General features: G+C 72.5%; 1 protein-coding gene. It reads right to left on the bottom strand.

What is annotated here, in order from left to right:
- Positions 1 to 443: 443 nt before the first annotated feature.
- The gene (locus tag PH203_RS40260; protein WP_289926907.1) at positions 444 to 19,052 is read right to left on the bottom strand and encodes a hypothetical protein; all 18,609 of its coding nucleotides are present in this window, start codon (positions 19,050 to 19,052) and stop codon (positions 444 to 446) included.
- Positions 19,053 to 19,127: the final 75 nt, after the last annotated feature.

The raw sequence follows: 19,127 nt of genomic DNA, 5'->3' as shown, positions 1-19,127 counted from the left end.
GCGCGCCGCGGGACCTGTGCCGTGCACGGTGATCCGCGGCCGAGGTGCCCACTGGTGGGCGACCCGCGCGTCGTAGACCGCATTCTCCTCAACGGTGAACTCGAGCTCGCGGGCAAGCAGCGGCAGGTCCTCGTTCATCGACCGCGGAGAATTGAAAGTGCTCGACAGCATCGGGAAACCGGTGAACCCACTTCAGCCGCTTGCCCTGTTCGTTCGCCGGCAACGCAGGTACTCCCCTGGGCATGCGCAGCCCGGTGGAGTACGAACTGCGTACAGCCGGGCGTTCTTCACCGGTCGCATCGACGAGGTCCGAGTCCGGAACAGGGCTCTGCCCGACGCGATCTCACCCGTGTACGCCAGACGGACGTCGGCCCGTCGGCCAACACCACTCTGTCACTGCCGCTGGGCCAAGCCACCGAAGGGGCTGACATGGCCCGGCGGGATCAGGTCGGGTCGGTCCGCTGGATGCTGTCGCCGCGGTTGTTGATCGCGATGTAAGTGCCAATGCGACGGAAGTCGTTCATCACCCCGAACATGCTCTTGTCCGACGGAAGGAGGGCCCTGAGCGGGGAGTTGGCCGGCAACTGGGCGACGAGTGCCTGCTTGTAGGCGTTGAAGACCTTCGCCGTGTAGCTGGGCTCCGTCGCCGCTTGCATCCGGTGGTCGTTGGTCACCGCGATCGAGGCGAGGTCCATCAGGTAGCAGTCGATCAGGTCCGTTACGTCTCTGGACTGCGCGTTCTCTGCCCCGTTCACCGCGTCCTGCGCCAGGATCCGGGCCATCGACACGACGATGTCGCGGTAGATCCCGTGCCGGGTGCTGCTGGGGAAGGCGGCCATGATGTGGTCGGCCTGGCCCGCGCCCTCGGTGTTCATGGTGCGGGGTGTCCTGAGGTCCGTCAGGCCCGGCACGGCGAGCGGGACTCCCTCGAACATCGCTTCCTCGTCGGGGATGTTCGTGTTCCGGGAGGCGAGCGGGTGCAGGCCGATCTCGTGGGCCAGCATGCCCATGATGTAGCCGATCTCGTACTTCTCGAAGTAGTAGCTGGCCAGGTTGATGTCCACGCCGTCCGCACCACGGTCGATCACGTCAGCCGGGGTCTCGGTCGTGCGCACGCGGAGGGTGATTCGGCAGGGGCGGCCGCCGACGTAGTCCCGGATCGTGTCGTGCTTACGCAGCAGCTCCATGATGCGGACGGCCTTGGCGAGGTATCTGTCGTCCGTGAACTTGAGATTGGTGAACTCGAAGTTCTCCGAGGAGAACGGCACGTAGGCGGGCGCCGGTTGGGTGTTCTGGTCCTGCTGCACGCGCGCCGGGACTCCGTCGGCCGCCGTGCCGTCGGCCTGCTCGGGCAGGGAGACCGGGTCCACCCACACCGACTTGTGCGGGACGGGTACGGCTGCGGTACGGGCCGCGTCCCAGGTCTGCGCGGTCTCCTGAGCGGGGGCAGCGGTGACGTCCCCGATGAGTGCGCCGAGCAGGGCCAGGTGTCGGCCTCGGAGGCCGCCGGCGGCGAGTGAGGAGTCCTCGGGGGACTCGCTCAGAGCGCCCAGCAGGCTGCCGGGGATGTGGGGGCGGTGCGGGGAGTCGGCGTCGCGGTACTCGTCGCGCAGGCCCAGCTGGTGGGTGAGTTCGTGGACGAGCTGGACCGGGTCGGCGTCCGTCCACCATGTCGTCTGGTCCATCGCCCGGTCACGTCCGGCGAGGTTCACGGTCAGGTGCGGGGAGTCCGACGGCCGGACCAGCTCCACGGTGACGTGCAGACGGTCCCCGTTCGGCAGGCGGTACTCGGGTGCGTTCAGGAACTCACGCACTCCCGCCTCGAGCCGGTCGCGCACCTGTGCGACCTGGTCCTGCGGGCCCCGGATCGCGAGGCGCACGGTGAGGTCGGTGACCGGCCCGCCCTCGTACGAGAACCGCCGTGCATCGAAGCCGGCCCGCACCACGAAGCGGCGGCGTTGGTCGCGTGTGCCGTTCAACGGCCGTGTTGCGGCCGGGGTTTGCTGCGGAGGCGTCTGCGTGCCCTGCGGCAGCCGGGGTCGGGCCTCGTCCGTCGCGATGGGCTGCTGGATGCTGTCGCCGCGGTTGTTCGTCGCGAGGCTGGTGGCGAGCTGGGCGAAATCCCTCACGACACCGAACAGTCCCTTGTCGGCGGGCAGCAGGGGACGGGCGGGGCTGTCCTCGGCCATGTGCTGGGCGAGCAGGGCCTTGTAGGCGTTGTAGACCTTGGCGGTGTTGCCGGGCTCCTTGGCCGCGTTCATGCGGTAGTCGCTGGTGATCGCGATGGAGGCGACGTCCATGAGGTAGCAGTCGATGAGGTCCGTGACGTCCTTGGCCCTGGCGCCCTCCACACCGGCCCGCGCGGCCTGGGCCAGCAGTTCGGCCATCTTCAGGACGATGTCGCGGTAGATCCCGTGCCGGGTGCTGCTGGGGAAGGCGGCCATGATGTGGTCGGCCTGGCCCGCGCTGTCGGTGTTCATGGTGCGGGGTGTCTTCAGGTCGGCGAGCCCCGGCACTGGGAGCGGGACTCCTTCGAACATCGCTTCCTCGTCGGGGATGTTCGTGTTCCGGGAGGCGAGCGGGTGCAGGCCGATCTCGTGGGCCAGCATGCCCATGATGTAGCCGATCTCGTACTTCTCGAAGTAGTAGCTCGCGAGGTTGATCTGCACGCCCTCGTCGCCCAGGTCACGTACGTCGGCCGGGGTCTGCGTGGTCCGCAGGTGCAAAGTGATGCGGCAGGGGCGGCCGCCGATGTAGTCCCGGATCGTCGGGTGGTCCCCGAGCAGCTCGATGACGCGGACGGCCTTGTCGCGGTACCGCTCGTTCGTGTGCTTCAGGTTGGTGAACTCGAAGTTGCCCGACTTGAAGGGAGTGAGCGTTCCGTCCTGCGGCATGCGGGCCGGGACGTCGGTCCCGGCCTCGGCCTCTGCCGACCCGGTTCTGGGCAGGGAGACCGGGTCGACCCAGACGGACTGACGCGGGACCGGTGCGGTGCTCGTGCGGGCCGCCTCCCAGGTCTGGTCCTCGTGCTGAGCGTGGGGGGCCACGGGGCCGATGAGTGCGCCGAGCAGGGCCAGGTGCCGGCCCCGGAGGCCGGCGGGCATCAGGGACGCGTCCTCGGGCTGCTCGTCCAGCGCACCGAGGAGGCTGCCGGGGATGTGGGGGCGGTGCGGGGAGTCGGCGTCGCGGTACTCGTCGCGCAGGCCCAGCTGGTGGGTGAGTTCGTGGACGAGGTGGGCCGGTGACGCGTCCGTCCACCATGTCGTCTGGTCCATCGCCCGGTCACGTCCGGCGAGGTTCACGGTCAGGTGCGGGGAGTCCGACGGCCGGACCAGCTCCACGGTGACGTGCAGACGGTCCCCGTTGGGGAGCCGGTGGCCGGGGTTGTTCAGGAACTCGTGCACTCCCGCGGTGAGTCGGTCGTACACCTGGGCCGCATGTGCGTCTGCGCCGCGCAGGGTGACCCGGACGGTGAGGTCGGTGACGGGCTCGCCGTCGTACGAGAACCGGCGGGCGTCGAAGCCGGAACGCACCACGAAGCGGGGCCGGTTGTCGCGGGGGCGCTGCGGCGCATCGGTTGGCCGCGGTGCCGTGCCGGTGGCAGGACGGGGAAGGCGTGGGCGGGCTTCGTCGGGGCCGGTGCCGGTCTGGATGCTGTCGCCCTGGTTGCTGAACGTGAAGCTGGTGCCCAGGCCGAGGAAGTTGCGGGTGACGTTGTACCAGCTCTTGTCGGCCGGCAGCAGCGGGCGGACGGGGCTGTCGTCGGCCAGTTGCGCGGCGAACATCTCCTTGTAGGCGTTGTAGACCTTCGCCGTGTAGCGGGGCTCCCAGGCAGCGTCCTTGCGTCGGTCGTTGGTGACCGCGATGGTCGCCAGGTCCATGAGGTAGGTGTCGATCAGGTCCGTGACGTCCTTGGCCTTGGCGCCCTCTTCCCGCGCCAGCGCGTCCTCGGCCAGCACGCCGGCCATCCTCACGACGATGTCGCGGTAGATCCCGTGCCGGGTGCTGCTGGGGAAGGCGGCCATGATGTGGTCGGCCTGGCCCGCGCCCTCGGTGCTCATGGTGCGCGGCGTCTTCAGGTCGGTCAGTCCGGGTACGGCGAGCGGGACTCCTTCGAACATCGACTCCTCGTCGGGGATGTTCGTGTTCCGGGAGGCGAGGGGGTGCAGGCCGATCTCGTGGGCCAGCATGCCCATGATGTAGCCGATGTCGTACTTCTCGAAGTAGTAGCTCGCGAGGTTGATGTCGACCCCGGCCTCGCCTCGGTCGGTGACGTCGGCCGGGGTCTCCGTCGTGCGCAGATGCAGGGTGATGCGGCAGGGGCGGCCGCCGATGTAGTCCCGGATCGTGTCGTGTTTGCGCAGCAGGTCGATGATGCGGACGGCCTTGTCGCGGTACGTCTCGTTGGTGTGCTTCAGGTTGGTGAACTCGTAGTTGCCCGACCTGAAAGGGGTGATGGTCGCGTCCTGCGGCATGCGGGCCGGGACATCGGTCCCGGTCTCGGCCGACCCGGTTCTGGGCAGCGAGACCGGGTCGACCCAGACCGACTCGCGTGGGACGGGCGTGGCGGCCGTACGGGCTGCGTCCCAGGTCTGGGCTTCCTGCTGCGGCTGTGGCGTCACGTCCCCGATCAGGGCGCTCATCAGGGCCAGGTGCCGCCCGCGGAGACCGGCGGCCGTGAGCGAGGCGTCCTCCGGCTGCTCCTCCAAGGCGCCGAGGAGGCTGCCCGGGATGTGGGGGCGGTGCGGGGAGTCGGCGTCCCGGTACTCGTCGCGCAGGCCGAGTTGGTGGGTGAGTTCGTGGACGAGGTGGGCCGGTGACGCGTCCGCCCACCACGTCGTCTGGTCCATCGCCCGGTCCCGGCCCACCAGGTCCACGGTCAGGTGGGGCGACTCGGCGAGGTCCACATGCTCCACGGTCACGTGCAGCCGGTCGCCGTTGGGCAGGCGGTGGGCGGGGTCGTTGAGCAACTGACGCACGCCCGCCGCAAGTTGGCGGCGTACCTGTGCGGCCTGGCTCTCCGGCCCCCGGATCGCCAGGCGCACCGTGAGGTCGGTGACCGCCTGGCCGCCGTACGAGAACCGGCGGGCGTCGAAGCCGGAACGCACCACGAAGCGGGGCCGGTTGTCGCGCGGGCCTCGTGGGGCCGGCGGGGTGGCGGCGGGCTCCACCGGGCCGGGAGACAGGGTCCGCGGCAGCCGCGGGGATGTGCCCGGCGCCGGGGAGTCGGGCATGGCGTCCGTGTCCATGGCCTCGTCGCCGGACTCGTACTCGGACGAGGACCCGTCGGGATTCTGCTCGTGCGTGCCCTCGGTCCGCTCGCCCTGGAGTACGCCGCCCTGGTCAAGGTAGGCGCCGATGCTCTCGGCGTTGTCCCTGATGTGCTGCACCAGTTGGGGCCGTTGCCGCATCCACTGCGGCATGCGCCAGCCGGGGAAGAACATTCCGTGGGTGCCGGACGCCTGCACCCGGTAGCCGAGCGTGCTTCCGATGTGCTCGTTGACGGCCTGGTAGGCGAGGTCACAGGAGGCGCAGGCCATCTTGAACCCGCCCAGCGGCAGCGTCTGGGGCGCGTTCGGGTCTCCGGGGTTGTTCTCCCAGTGCGCGACCCAGTGCCCGAGCAGGGTCAGCTCGCCGTGCTCGGAGCCGTGTGTTCCGGGTGCCGGGGTGCCATCCTGGCCCGCCACGTTGAGGATGCGCGGATTGGCCAACGCCCTCTTGACGAGGTCGAGTTCGGGTGAGTCCGGGTGGTAGAGCCGGTACCAGCCGGTGGCCAGCGCCCGGAGCTTCGTACGGTCCCGCACGTCCCGTGCGACACCGGGTCGCCTGCGCGCCAGCCACCGCTCGTCGCTTCGCCACTGCTGCCGCTCCCCCGTCAGACGCCGCTCCTCCTGCCCGGCGGCCCTCTCGTCCTCCAGCAGGGTGTCCCACTGCTGCTGAAGCCCGTCGTCCCACTCCCCCGTCTCGTACTGCTCCTCCAGCTGTGTCCGCAGTTGCGCCTGTTCGGCCGACCGGTCGGCGAGTTCCCGCTCCTCCTGGTCCAGCCGAGCAGACCACTGCCGGTGGGACTCCTCGTCCCTCGACCACTGCTCCAGTTCCCGCACCCGCTGCGTACCGCCCGGCTCCTGTCCGGAGACGAACCAGCGCAGTTCCTGCTCCACCAAGGCGGCCTCGTCGGCGGTGAGTGCCTTCGCGCCGGTGTTGCCGGCGATGCCGAGTGATCCGTCCGGCAGCACCGTGACGGCGATGTGCGGAGTGACCTGGGCGTCGGCCCGGCGGTCCGGCTTGCGGAGCGCTTCCTTCACCAGGCGGGCCACCCGGTCCAGCATCCGCAGCGTCACCTCGCGGTCCCGCTGGGAGGTGCCTGGCGGGGTCGTCTGTGTGAAGGGGACGCCGATCCCCAGGCCGAGCGCCTCCCGCAGCGCTTCGTACTCCTCGGACGACAGCCGGCCGGCCTGCTCCACCTGGTCCAGGGCCTCGGGCACGCCGATCCCGGTGTGCTCGGTGAAGGCGCTGTCGAACGCCACATCCGGGAAGCCTCCGAGCTGTGCGTGACGCCGTCGCACCACGTCCAGCAGGGCGTCGGCCCGCAGCTCGGTCTCGTCCAGCAGGTCGGCGAACTCGACCGCGAATGCGTGTTCCGGGCCCGCCTCGACGGCCGCCCGCTCGCTGTCGGCACCGGAGTCGAGGTCCATCTCGACGTCCGAGGCAGCGCCCGCGTCCGTCGTCTCACCCGCCCCCGACAGCGTACTGAGGTCGTACGCCTCCTCCTCGCCGGGCATGCCCGGGAGGTCGCTGCCGGTCGGCGACACGGGCAGGGGGACGGATGCCGGGTCCTGGTCCGACAGCGCCGGGACGCTCTCGGAGGCCGGCGGCGTCGGGGCAGGTGCCGGGGTGCGCTGGATCAGGGGGACGAAGTCGCCGCCGCGGCGGCGGAGTCGAAGGTGCGGACCGGATGCACCGGACGGGCCGGGGTAGGTGTGGGCGGTGCCGTTCTCCTCGACGAGGGTGACGGTGGTGCCCGTCGCGGCGGCGGCCCACTCGGCCACGGCGCGGTCGGCCCCGGGACCCCAGGGGGCCTCGGCGAGATGGCGGCGCAGGTGTCCGTCGCGGGCGTCCTGGCTCGGTGCGGGTGCGCCCGGGCGGACGGTGAGGGGCGGTGGCGTGAACAGCGAGTCGTGTTCGGCCCGGGCGCCGGGCAGGCCGTTCAGGCGCATCAGCCGGGCGGGCGGTGTGCCGGCGCGCAGGCGCAGTCGTGTCGCCTCGTGTCGGTCCAGACCGGGCTGTTGTGCCGCGTGGTGCAGGGCGGTGGAGAGCGCAGCGAAGAAGCCGTTGCCGCGGCCGGTGGGGGTGCCCTGGGTGTAGGTGGCGCCGTCCGGTGCGGTGAGGACGCCGTCACGGGCGAGACGGTAGCGCGGGCCGGTGCTCTCGGCGGGCGGATGCCAGGGCGGGGTGGCGTGGCTGCGGTGCGCGGGGCTGGTGTCCGTGCGGCCGGTGTCCGGGGTTCCGGTGTCCGTGCCGGTGCCGGACGTGGTCCCCCTCGCCGGCAGCGGGGTGGCGACCGGGGGCGGGGTGCCGGGCGGGAGCGCGGCGTGGAAGTAGCCGTCGGCGGCGAAGAGGACGGGGTCGGTGGCCGGGTCGACGGCGGCCGGGTCGGTGCCGTGTGGGAGGAAGCGCTGCTCGCGGCCCTCGCCTGTGACGACGGTGACCGGGGTGCCGAGGAGCCGGGCGGCGAGGGCGGGCAGCAGGTCGGCGCCGCCGTGGTCGCCGGCGCGGCGCTCCGGCGGGGCGGGCTCGGTGTCGCCCTGCGGCGGCTCGCTCGTGAACGGGCGGAGCATGGCGGCGGTGGCCAGCGCCACCCGCTGCTCGGGGGTCGGCCAGAGCGTCTGCGGGAGACGGCCGAACGCGTCGAACTCGGCCTGCTGGGCGGGGGTCAGCCGCACCTGCGCGAAGTCGAGTTCGTCCTGGGTGAAGGTGTCCGCGGCATCGAGGGCGAGGGTGTCGAGCAGGTCCTCGTTGCGGTTCTCGCCCAGTTCCCAGGCGAGGCGGTTGCGGGCGGCCCGGACGGCCCGTTCGGTGACGGCCGGGTCGCCGGGGGCGGCGGTGAACCGGGCCGCGAGGTCGGTGCCGAGGAGGTGGGGCAGCCGGCCGCGGTCCTGGGCGACGGCGATGAGCGCGTGGAAGAAGGAGGCGCCGTCGTGCGGCATGTCGTGCACCTCGCGCACCGTGGTGCCGTCGGGCGAGGTGAGGGTGCGCGAGGCGGAGTCGGTGGCGTCGGTGATCCGGTACGGCTCGGGCGCCTCGGAGCGCCAGGCCGGTTCGGTGTACTCCTGCGCCCGGTCGGGCACCGGGACCGTCGCCCGGCCCTGGTGGTGGGCGGTGAGGCGGGATGCCGCGAGGTGCAGCCGGTGGTGGTCCGCGGCGGCGGAGTCGGTGTGTCCCTGCCAGCGGCGGACCTCCTCGCGGGCGGCCTGCCAGGCGGCGACCGCCGGGGACTGGGCCATGGATTGCGGCAGGACCGTCGGCTGGTCGGGCTGGTCGTCGCCGAGTGCGGTCTGTTCTTCGGCGGTCAGGTCCAGCCAGGTCTCGCGGGCCCGGGCCCTGGCGTCGTAGTAGCCCTTCTCGGCGGCGGCGAGGTCGCCGGCCGCCTTGGCCATGGCGTCCCAGGCCGCGCCGACCTCGTCGGGGAACGTGGTGTCGTCCAGGAGGCCGTAGTCGCGGGCGATGTCCTCGCGCAGCCAGACCAGGGCGGTGGTCTCGGCCTCGGCGGCGCGCGGGCCGCGCTTGGCTTTGCCGAGCGCGTGCAGCGGGCGGCTGTCGGTGAGGTGGTGGTCCACTTCGGCCACGGACAGCCAGCTCACCGGGATCGCGAAGAGCATGCTGCGGTCGGTGACGACCTTGAGGTGGGTGCCGAGGGTGGTGTCGACGGTGCTCTTGAGGCCGGTTCCGTCGTTCGCGCCGCCGATCGGGACCGAGGCGCCCGGATTGGTGACGCCCGCGTTGCTGTTGCCCGCGAGTGGCGAGGTGCCGACCACACCCTCGACGTTGTCGGTGATGCCGGCCTCCAGCGCGTCGGAGGTCTTCGAGCGCTGCATGGCTTCCATACGGGGCTTGCTCTCGACGGCGAGCAGCCGGGCGCCGGTGCGGTGCATCTTCGCGTAGAGGCGGGAGTCCGCGGTGTGGGACTGGCCGAAGAGACGGGCGGAGGCTTGGGCGGGGAGCTGTGAGCCGTTCGTGCCGAGCGCCTCGCGGAAGCCGGCGGTGAGGCCGACCTGTGTGGTGGCCTCCTGCTGGGCCTGTGCGGGGGCGGTGCCGAGGCCGGTGAGCGGGGTGAGGCGGGCCATGCGCACGCGTTCGGAGAGGACGTTGCCGGTGTGGCGGCGTCCGAGGTCGCTGTCACCCATGCCGTCGGCGCGGGCGGTGGCGAGGGTCAGGGCGTCCTGCACGTTGGCCGCGCCCCGGATGTCGACGGCGAGGATGCCGGAGCCGATGCGGTCGTCGAAGGGCAGCACGTCCGGGTCGGCGTTGCCGGTGCCGTCGTCACCGCTCCGCCAGGCGGCGATGCCCTGCGGGCGTGCCTGGTCGGCGGTCAGCATCTGCACCGCGCGCTCCGGTTCGGGCACGTCCTCCTCGGTGAGCATGCCGTCGGTGCCGTCACGGGTCGGGGTGAGCAGGCCGGCCGGAACGATCTCGTTGAGGGTGCCGACCGACGTCCCGGCCCGGGGAGACAACGCTTCGCCCGAGGCGTCGGTCATGGTGACGGTCAGGCGGTAGCTGGTGGCGATCTCCGCGTGCGCCTGGGTGGTGGCGATGTTCGGCATCGAGGTGTTGCCGGTGGTCTCGGTCCGGGTGCTGGAACGCTGCTTGGCAGCGGTGCCCTGGAGCGAGGGGTTGGCGAGGAGGATTCCGCTCTCCGCCGCACGCTGACCGGTCGCGAGCGTGACGTCGGCGCCGCGGTCCTGGGAGGAACTGCCGGAGTTGTCGCGGGCGGTGGTGCGGTAGTCCTCCAACTCGAAGCCGGTGCGCAGCCGTTCCACGGTGGTGGAGACCGGGGTCAGTTTGAACCGGACCTGTCCGGGGCTGCCGCCGACCGGCAGCCGGCTCGGGCTGCGCCAGGTGCGGTAGCGCACCGGCAGGGTCATTCCGTCGGTCGTCAGCTCGTGCAGATGGGCGCGCAGGAAGTCCGGGGAGAGCCGCTGGAGGACCTGTTCCCGGTCGTGCGAGGGCACGCCGATCTTCGTCATCTGCTCCATGAGCTGCTGGGCGGCATGGCTCGCGTCGAGCTGGCCGCTCGGGTGGCTCGGGAAGCGGCGGCCACGCAGGAAGGGCGGCACGCGGTAGCCGCGGCCAAGGTTGCGCGGGGTGTCGGTACCGAGGCCGTCGGGGGCGAGCCCGGCCTCGATGACGTCCTGCATGGGCAGGTGGAACATCACCGCGTCGCGGACCCGTTGGAGCGCAGCGGCCGCCCGGCGCGGGGCGAGTGCGCGGCCGAGGCCCTCGGACAGCCGTCCGGCGGCGGAGCTGATCCCGGAGCCGACGCGGGTGCCCACGGTGCCCATGGCAGCCGTCCAGCGGTCCCGTACGGCGACGGTCTCGGCGGCGTCGGCGACCACCAGGTACATCCGGCCGGCGTAGGTGAGGGTCGTGTTGCGTCCCCGGGTGAGGGTCTGCGCGACGCTGCGGCCCTTGCCCCAGGCGTACTGGAGGGCGGTCGAGTAGGAGCCCACCACCGCCGGTCCGCCGGGGGCCTGCTGGAGCGGCATGTCGGCGCCCTGGACGCCGAGGGTGGTGCGCGACACGGTGCTCGCGCTGCCGGCGACGCGATGCTCGTTACCGATGGTCGCTTCGAGGCTGGCCGCCTTCGGGTCGCTCTTGACCCGCAGGTTGTCCAGCTCGCCGCGGACCGCGGCCTTCAGGTAGTGGGTCTGGAGCGGTCCGGCGCCGTTGAGTCCAGTGATGCGGGAGCCGAACGGGCCCAGGTACTGCCCGAGTTGACCGGCCACGTGGAGGTTGGCCATCGCCCGGCGCAGTGCGCTGCGCACCGGGGCGCCGGGCGCGCTGACGTGCCAGGAGGTGCCGGAGGCGCGGTCGGCGGTGTCCTGCACCAGCTGCTGTCGCTGCGCGCCGCCCTCGGTGCTGAGCACCACGTGCGGGGCGCGCAGCAGCCGGCGGACGAGACGCTGACTGGCCGAGTCCGTCCTCGGCAACGGCCGGGTGCCGTCGAGGAGTTGGTCCGCCTCGACGGCGGAGAGGCGCACCGGTGCGGGGGCCGGTGCCGGTCCGGTGGGCGGCGGATCGGCGGGGGCGTGCCGGTCGGAGCCGTGCGCCGCGGGCACGGCCAGCTCCACGCGGCCCACGGTCTCGCTGCCCCGGTTGAACAGCGGCCGCTCCTCGACCTTGCTGACGAAGACGCCGGCGCCGAGGAGGCCGACCGAGGCGAGCCGGGCCCAGCCGCGCGGGCGGCGGTGTCCCTCGAACGAGGCGCCCAGTTCCACCTGGTAGCTGTAGAGGTCGGCGCCGTTCTGGAACATCAGGTGGTCGTGGGTGACCGTGGCCGTGCTGCGGGTGGCCTTCTGGTCGGTCCTGGCGTACCGGGCGCCCACGGACACGTTGCCGGTCTGGCGCGGTACCCCTGCCTCGGGCACCTTGTCGTGGTCGCGCGGAGAGACGCCCAGCTCGACACCGCCGGACAGGGTGATGGACGCCTGCTGCCCCTGGCCGGAGACCTCGGTGCCGATCACCGCGTTGCGCAGGGAGCGTTCGCTCATGGTGGTCTCGAACCGGCGGTCGGTGAGCCTCGCCCGCAGGATCAGCGTGTGGTGGCCGCGGCGCACCTTGCCGTCCTCGGTGAGGGTGACCGGCACGCCGGTGGTGGTCAGGTCGTCCAGACTCTGCGCCAGGCTGGGCCGGTTGAGCGCCTCGCGGACCTGACGGTCGTTGTGCAGCGCGGTCCGCATCCGGCCGTCGCCGTACCAGAACCGCGCCAGCCGGGGGTGGCGCAGCATCAGCGGCGGCACGAACAGCGACGGGTACGAGCGGTGCAGCGTGTCCAGTACGGAGTCGGCGAAGGCGCGCAGGGGGTCCTGGGGAGCGGGTTGCCCGTCCTGGTTCTGAGGCGGACCAGGCTGCTGGGTCTGTCCGTCGCTCGGTACGGCGTTCTGCGGGCGGTCGGGCCGGAAGCCCTCGGCGCGCACCTGGCCGCTGAGGTGTACCGGGTCCTCCCGGGTGAGATACCACGGCACCGGCGGCTCGGCGTCCGGGTTCGGGCCCGTCCGTCCGGGCGTACGGCTGTCCCAGCCGGCCAGTCGGCGCGCGTCCTGGGTGGAGATCCAGTCCAGGCTGACCACCCGCACCGGGCGGGCCGCGGACGCCGGTTCGCCCGCCTTGCGCACCATGAGGGTGCGCTCCACCCGGTACAGCGCGACCGGGTGGTTGCGCAGTCGGCCGGTGGTCTTGCGGGCCGCGTCGGTGCCGAGGTAGTGGCCGCGCCCGGAGCTGAGGTCCGCACGGACGAGCGGCCCGCCCTGGAGGCGTACGTCGGTCTCCGGGCCGACGAGGGTGTGGTTGGGCCCGGCGGTGATCTGGACGCCGAAGCGGGTGTCGCGGACGTGGCCGCGCTCGTTCTGGTAGGTGGTCTGCGTGAGGTCGCGCAGCTCCGCCTTGACCGACTCGGCGACCAGGGTGGCCCGGTGCGGGATCGACCGCTCCACGACGAGGTGCCCCAGCGGATGCTGTCCGCTCCCCCGCGTCAGCTCGGGCCCGCTGACCGGCCCGGAGAACCGCCCGAACAGGGCGAGCAGCCGCCCGGGACGCACGAACGAGATCAGTGTGCGGTGCGCCGAACTGCCGGGCCGGGCGCCGGAGATGGCGAGGGCGATGTCCTCCGGCGGGTCGACCAGGTGCAGTCCGGTGGTGTCGGTCATCCGCGGCTCGATCCCGTTGGGGAAGGTGAGGGTCTGCGGTGCCCGGCGGGGTCCGGTGAACGGCACGGTGAGGTCGTCGGGCAGCCGCCAGCTCAGGCCGTCCCGCATGGCGAACTGCGCGGTGTGCACCTGGTTGCGCCGCCAACTCGGTCCCGTGGCGGGCGTGGTGCCGGCGCCCGTCGTCTTCGGCGCCTCGGTGACGCGCTCCACCCGCACCCGGTAGTGGACGTCGTCCAGGTGCAGGTGCGAGCCCTCGTGGGCGCGATGTTCGGTCTGGTGGTACGCCTGGGAACCAAGGGAGTAGTCGGTGCGGCGGGTCCAGCCCAGCGAGACGCCGATCTTCAGCAGCCAGTTGAGCGGTGGGCCCATGCCCAGCGCGGCGGCGATCCGGCGTCCGGATCCGACACTGCGCCCGCCGCCCGTGCCGGCCTGGCCGCGCCGCATGGTGTCCAGGCGGGTGGTGCCGCCGTTCGGTTCGGAGAAGCGCTCCCAGCGGTGGTACGGGATGGCCTCGACGGTCATCTCGTGGCCGACGCCGGACTTCTCCCGGCCCACGAAGCGTGCGCCGCGCGGGGCGGTGAAGGCGCCGGGCTGGTCGGTCAGCAGGCGCAGCAGTTCCGCCTCGTCGAACTGGTCGCGCAGCTTCTTCGGCAGCTGCCCGAGGATCTCCGCGGCGACCTGCTCGGGCGAGCGCAGGGTGAGGACGCCGGGGCCGGCGAAGAGACCGGACGGCCGGCTCCGGCGGGTGCCGTCGGTGCGGGACTCGGGGCCGCCGTCCGGATCCGGACCGGCGCCCGGGTCGATGAGGACGGTGGGCAGCCGGCTGCCGTCCTCGAAGGTCACGGTGCGCGGTGCCGAGCCCGGTGGCCGGGCGTCCGGCCCGGTCAGCAGGCGGGCCGGGCGGTACCGTTCGAGCTGTGTCTCCAGCGGGACCGGGTCGCCCCGGTCGGGGGTCTCGGTGTCGGGGCTGTCCAGGTCGGTGACCCCGCCCATGCCGCGCAGCCACTCGCCGAAGGGGTCGTCGCCCTCCGGCTCGTCGGTCGCCGGGTCCGCGCCGGCCGTGACCGTGGCCGGTACGGGGGTGAGCGGGGCGGTGGCCGGGACCAGGGCGTCGTAGTGGTCGGTGCCGTTGTAGGCCAGGTGCAGGGTGCCGCCGCGGCCGCCGGGGTGGAGGGGGGTGACGAGGGTGCCGGCCGGTGCGTGCGGGTCTGCCTGGACGAGGCGCAGATCGAGGTCGAGGGTGTGGGCCAGCGCCTGCGGCAGCAGGTCGGCGAACGGGGAGGCCCACAGCCCGGCGTGTTCGGCCGCTGCGGCGATGAGTCCGTCGGTGCCGAGCCGTCGTGCGTCGATGGGGGTGGGCGCGATCTCGGCGAGTTGCGGATAGCCGCTGTCGCGGAGGATGCGGCGCCACCGCCGGGCGTCGCCGTCGTTGACGACGGCCTGCGCGATGCCGTTCCAGCGCTGGGTGATCCTGCGCTGCGCGTCGGCGTTCCGCACTCCTGCGAGCGCGGTCATCCGCAGGTCGTCCACCACCGCGAGCACCGGGTCCGGGGTGGCTTCGGCCGCCGCGGCGGCCAGTTCGGATCCGGTGATCCGATCACGCAGCAGTGCGCGCAGCCCGGCGACGGTGCGCGTGGCCCAGTCCGGCGGTACGTCCTGGCTGCGCGCGCTGTCGAGCAGCGCCCGGAACAGGCAGTTCCCGCCGCCGGGCGTGTCCAGCCGCCTGAAGTCCCGGCCGTCCGCCCGCACGCTGTCCGCGGTAGTGGCGTCCTTGCTGAACAGTGTCAGGTCTTCGGCGAGGCTCTCCGGGCGGCTCGGCGCGGGCGCCAGATCGGGCCTGCGCCGGGCGAGTTCGGCGGTGTCCTCGGCGTTCAGACCCAGCTCGGACAGCGGCAGCGGGGTACTGGAGAGCGACCAGGTGATCTGCGCCGACGGCGCGAAGGTGAGCCCGCGCACGTCCTGCGGCGAGACCAGGGTGCCCGGCGGGAGCGCGGGCGGCGGCGGGGGCAGCAGGGCGTCGAGTGTGGTGCCGGGTCCGGCGGTGGAGCGCAGCTCGGCCGCGGCGCGCAGGAATTCGGTGTACTGCTCCGTCGTCGGTCCGGTCGCCGGGTCGACCGTGACGCCGGGCCGGTCGGTGACCATCCGGCGCAGCAGGTCCGGCGTCATCCGGCCGTCGCCGTAGCGGGCCGCGGTGTCCGGGCTGAGCCAGCGCAGCCCGTCCACGTACGCCAGTCCGGCGAGCAACTCCCGGTTCTCCGGCTTCTGTTCGGCGTCCGGGCCGAGGGCGTCGCGCAGGGTGCGGATCTGCTGGAGGGTACGGGCCCGGGCGAAGGCGTCGGCCGGCTCCGGACCCGTGTGCAGACCCGCGTCGCGGGCAAGCGCGTCCAGGTCGGCGCCGCCGGGCTCCGGGGTGAACAGCCGCCACCGTCCCGGCCCGTCCGTGCCCTCGGTGAGTACCGCGCGGACATCTCCGTCCCCGTCCCGGGCCGTGCCGACCTCGGTGGTCGGGGCGTACACGGACCGTCCGGTGCGGTTCGCCACGTGCTGGGCGACCGGCAGCCCCGCCACCAGCGGCTGCTGCCCGGTCTCGCAGGAGAACAGCACGAGCGGCCGCTGCTGGTCGCCGTCCTGCGCCCAGGACTTGAGCACCTCGCCGAGCTGCACACCGCTGACCTTGACGGCGGGGTGTGCCGCGTCGTCGGTGCCGAGCGTGACGGTACGGGGGGTGCCGTGCCCCACGAAGTAGTCGGCGCCCTGGTCGGAGCCGGCGCCGGGGAGGGCGGTCGGCGGGCCGGTGAACACCGTGCGGGGCGGTGCCGACGGGGTCGGGCCCGAAGTGGTGCGTACCCCGCGGAAGGTGTCCTGGCCGAGCAGCGCCCGACGGCCCGCGTCACGCCACGTGCCGTCCTCGGCGGCGCTCTGCGAGATGGTCAGCGTCTGGACGGCCCGCCCCGGCCGCGGTTTCACGGCGGACCCCGGCACCCAGCGCCGCAGCTGTGTGAGCGGGACCGTGTGGCCGTCCACAGTGGTGACCGCGGGCTCACGGGTGGGGGTGTTGCCGTCGTCGGAGGTGGCTTCGTTGTCCGCGCTGTCCGCCGGCCGCACGATGATGCGGCCCTGCGGCGGGGCGGCCACGGGGTGCGCGGGCGTGCGGGTGTCCGGCGTCTCGGGCGACGGCGGTGGCGGGGTGCCGTCGTCGCCGGGTCCGCGACCGCCGCTGGTGCCGGGCGCGTTGCCGCCGGTGCCGCCGGTGTGTTCCGACTCCAGGTGCAGGTCGGTGGCCGTCTCGGTCCAGGGGCGGGACAGGGTGGCGAGCTTGGCCGCGGCGGGGACCGTGGAATCCAGGGCGATTCCATTGCCGCGCACGGGTGTTGAGGATTCGGTGAGCACCTTCTCGGGCGGCGGAGCGGTGGTGGTGCTCACCGGGTCGCCGTCGGTCGTCGTGGTGCTCTGGGTGGCCAGGCGGGGTGCCGGGCCGAGAGCGTCGGCGAGCGGCAGCAGGATGTCCGCGCCGGGGAAGGCGGCCGTCTCGGTGGTGACCGTGGTCGTCGTGGTGTGGTCCGGCGTCGGCGCGGGGCCCGTGAGCGGACGTACGCGGATCGGCGCGCCCGGTCCCTCCCGCGTCAGCTCGACGGCGGCGCGAACCGGCCGCCCCGCCCCGTCCGACGTGACCGCCGGGCCCAGTATGACGGCCCGGTCAGTGCCGGCCCGGTCCAGCAGGTCGGCAGCCTCCGGGGACCCCTCCCCGGGCGGCGACACCTCCGAGACGACGATCGTCAGCGGTGGCGCCTTGCCCACGTCTCCGGTGTCGGCGTAGGACCCGAGGGTGCTCACCTTCGGCGGTGCGTTGGTGAGGTCGGTGTGCGGGGTGAAGACGTTCTCGGAGGAGTTCTCCGCCGGGTCGGACGTGGTCTCCGGCGCAGGGGAGGTTTCCGAGGTCACGGAGGGCTGCGCGGAACCGTCCTGCGCGATCTGCGGACTGTCCTGCATCGCCGTGGATTCCGGTGTGCGGGTGCCTTGGGGCTGCGCGCCGGAGGGAGTCTGGGTGGTGCTTCCCGGCGTGGGCGTACCGCCCGGCCGGGCGCCGGTGTTGGTCCCGGACGCGATCTGGGACCCGTTGGACGCCACGGGATTGCCGCCGGCCTGGCCCGGTGCCTCCTGCTCGGCCGTCCCGTCCGCACTCTTGTGGGTGGACTCGTCCGAAGTGGCCTGGGTATCGCTGCCGTTTGGGACAGTCACCTCCGAAGTGCCGTTGGCTTCCCTGCCGTTCTGGACAGTGACATCCGACGTGCCGTTGAGGTCTGCACCGTTCTGGACGGCCACGTCCGAGGTGCTGACGAAGTCGCTCTCCGCAGCCCCCGGTCCGCCGATCGGGTCCTCCACCGTCGTAGGTGTGCCGAAGCCGTCCAGGGCGCGACGGACCTCGTCGGCGTCGACCTGGACTGTCGGACCGTCACCGGCGGGCACCACGCGGACCTCGGGCACCTGCGAGAGGTTGCCGTGCAGGCTGTCGCGGACCTCGATCTCCGAGTTGCCGGGCGGCTGGGCGCCGCGCAATGCGGCGATGTCGTGCAGGGCCTGCTCGCGGATGTCGGCGGGGCCGCTGTGGACCTGCTGCCACAGGGCGTTCTCGGCGGCCGTCGCGGGCAGCGAGCCCGGGGAGTACGGCGGAGGGGCCTGGGTGGTGTAGAGCGGCGGGTCCTGGCTCGTGTACGGCGGCGGGCTGTCCGCGGTACTGGGCGTCGGTGATGTACGCGTGGAGCCGGCGCCGCCCGTGAGGTCGGTGTTCGAGGGGCCGCCGGTGCGATCCGGGCCGTCGCCGTCCTGGGTGCGTGAGGAGTCGCCGTCGCGGGTGCCGGCGTCCCTGGTGTCGCCCGTGTCACCGGAGTCGACGGAGACGGTGGGCGGCTGGTTGCGCAACTTGTCGATGACATGGCGCAGTTCGGCGCCGCTGTTGAGGGCGGTGTCGGTGAGCGTGGCCTCGACCTGGCTGCTGATTCCCGCGCCGACGAAGGTGGACCAGCTGGTGGACCAGTCTCCGTCGAAGGCGCCCTTGATCAGGATCTCCGCGAGTGCCTCGCCGGCGCCGGCGGCGAGGAAGTCGGAGGTCCCCTTGATCCCGTAGTGTCCGGCCAGCGCGCCCGGCCGGTCGGCGTTGTTGCGCAGGATCTGGTTGTTGCGCCACAGGTTCGGGTTGTTCCGGAAGGAGAGCGGGTCGTTCCGGAAGGTCACCGGCGGGTTGTTCGTGAGGCCCGGGCCGTTCGCGTTCGGCACGGGGTCCGGCCGGTCCTTCGGGTTGGGTCCGGGGTCGGGGTCCGGCTTGGGATTGGGCCCGGGGCCGTTGTTCTTGAACTCGGGGTTCGGGGTGTTCTTCAGATTGGGGTTGGGCTTGAAGTCGAGGTCGGGCCCGTTCTTGAGGAAGTTGTTGTCGTAGCTCTTGACGATCTTCTTCGCGATGTCGTCGAAGATGCTGGTGAGGAAGCCCGCGGCGGCGCCGAATGCGGCGGATTTCAGGATGTCGTTCCAGTCGAAGCCGTCGGGACGGCGGCCGTTCGGGGCGAAGTTCATCATCGCCAGCCGCACCGCGAAGGTGGTGAACGCCTCGGCGAACGCCTCCGTCAGCGAGGGCGCCAGGTGCAGGCGCTGGAGTAGGTGGGTGAGCGTGGTGAGGATGAGGAACCGGCTGCGCAGCTTGGCCATCATGATCTGGCTGGCCGAGGCGCCGCCGGTGAAGAAGGACATCGCCAGGTAGATGGCGATCTCGATGAGCAGCCGGATGACCTCGGCGATGACCTGCCACTTGGACTCCATGATGTCCATGGAGGTCTTGCGCCGGCCTTCGGCGATCTTCTCGAGCTGTTCGGCGAACTCGCGCAGGTAGTTCTTGCCGCCGTCGTCGATGAGCATGCCCATCGCCTTGGCGTACGACTTGGACAGGTCGTCCGGCATCACCTCGGCGATGTCGTGGACCGACTTGTCGATCAGCGAGGACAGCCGGTCCACCTTGCGGCCCAGGCCGGAGTAGGGCCTGCGGCTCTCGTAGGCGAGGTCCTCGTCGGCGTCGATGAGCTTCTCCCCGGTGAGGATGAAGATCATCGCGTTGACCTCGGGCGATGCCTTGATGCTCATCGGTGGCCGTCCTGTGGGCCGTTCGGGCAGGACGGAGCGGCCGCTCCCGGCGTGGTGCGGGAGCGGCCGGCGGTG

The sequence above is a fragment of the Streptomyces sp. S.PB5 genome (assembly GCF_030403745.1).
In the GTDB taxonomy this organism is placed as follows: domain Bacteria; phylum Actinomycetota; class Actinomycetes; order Streptomycetales; family Streptomycetaceae; genus Streptomyces.
Note: the sequence above shows the minus strand (reverse complement) of the source record. Positions and strands in the feature narration are given on the sequence as shown.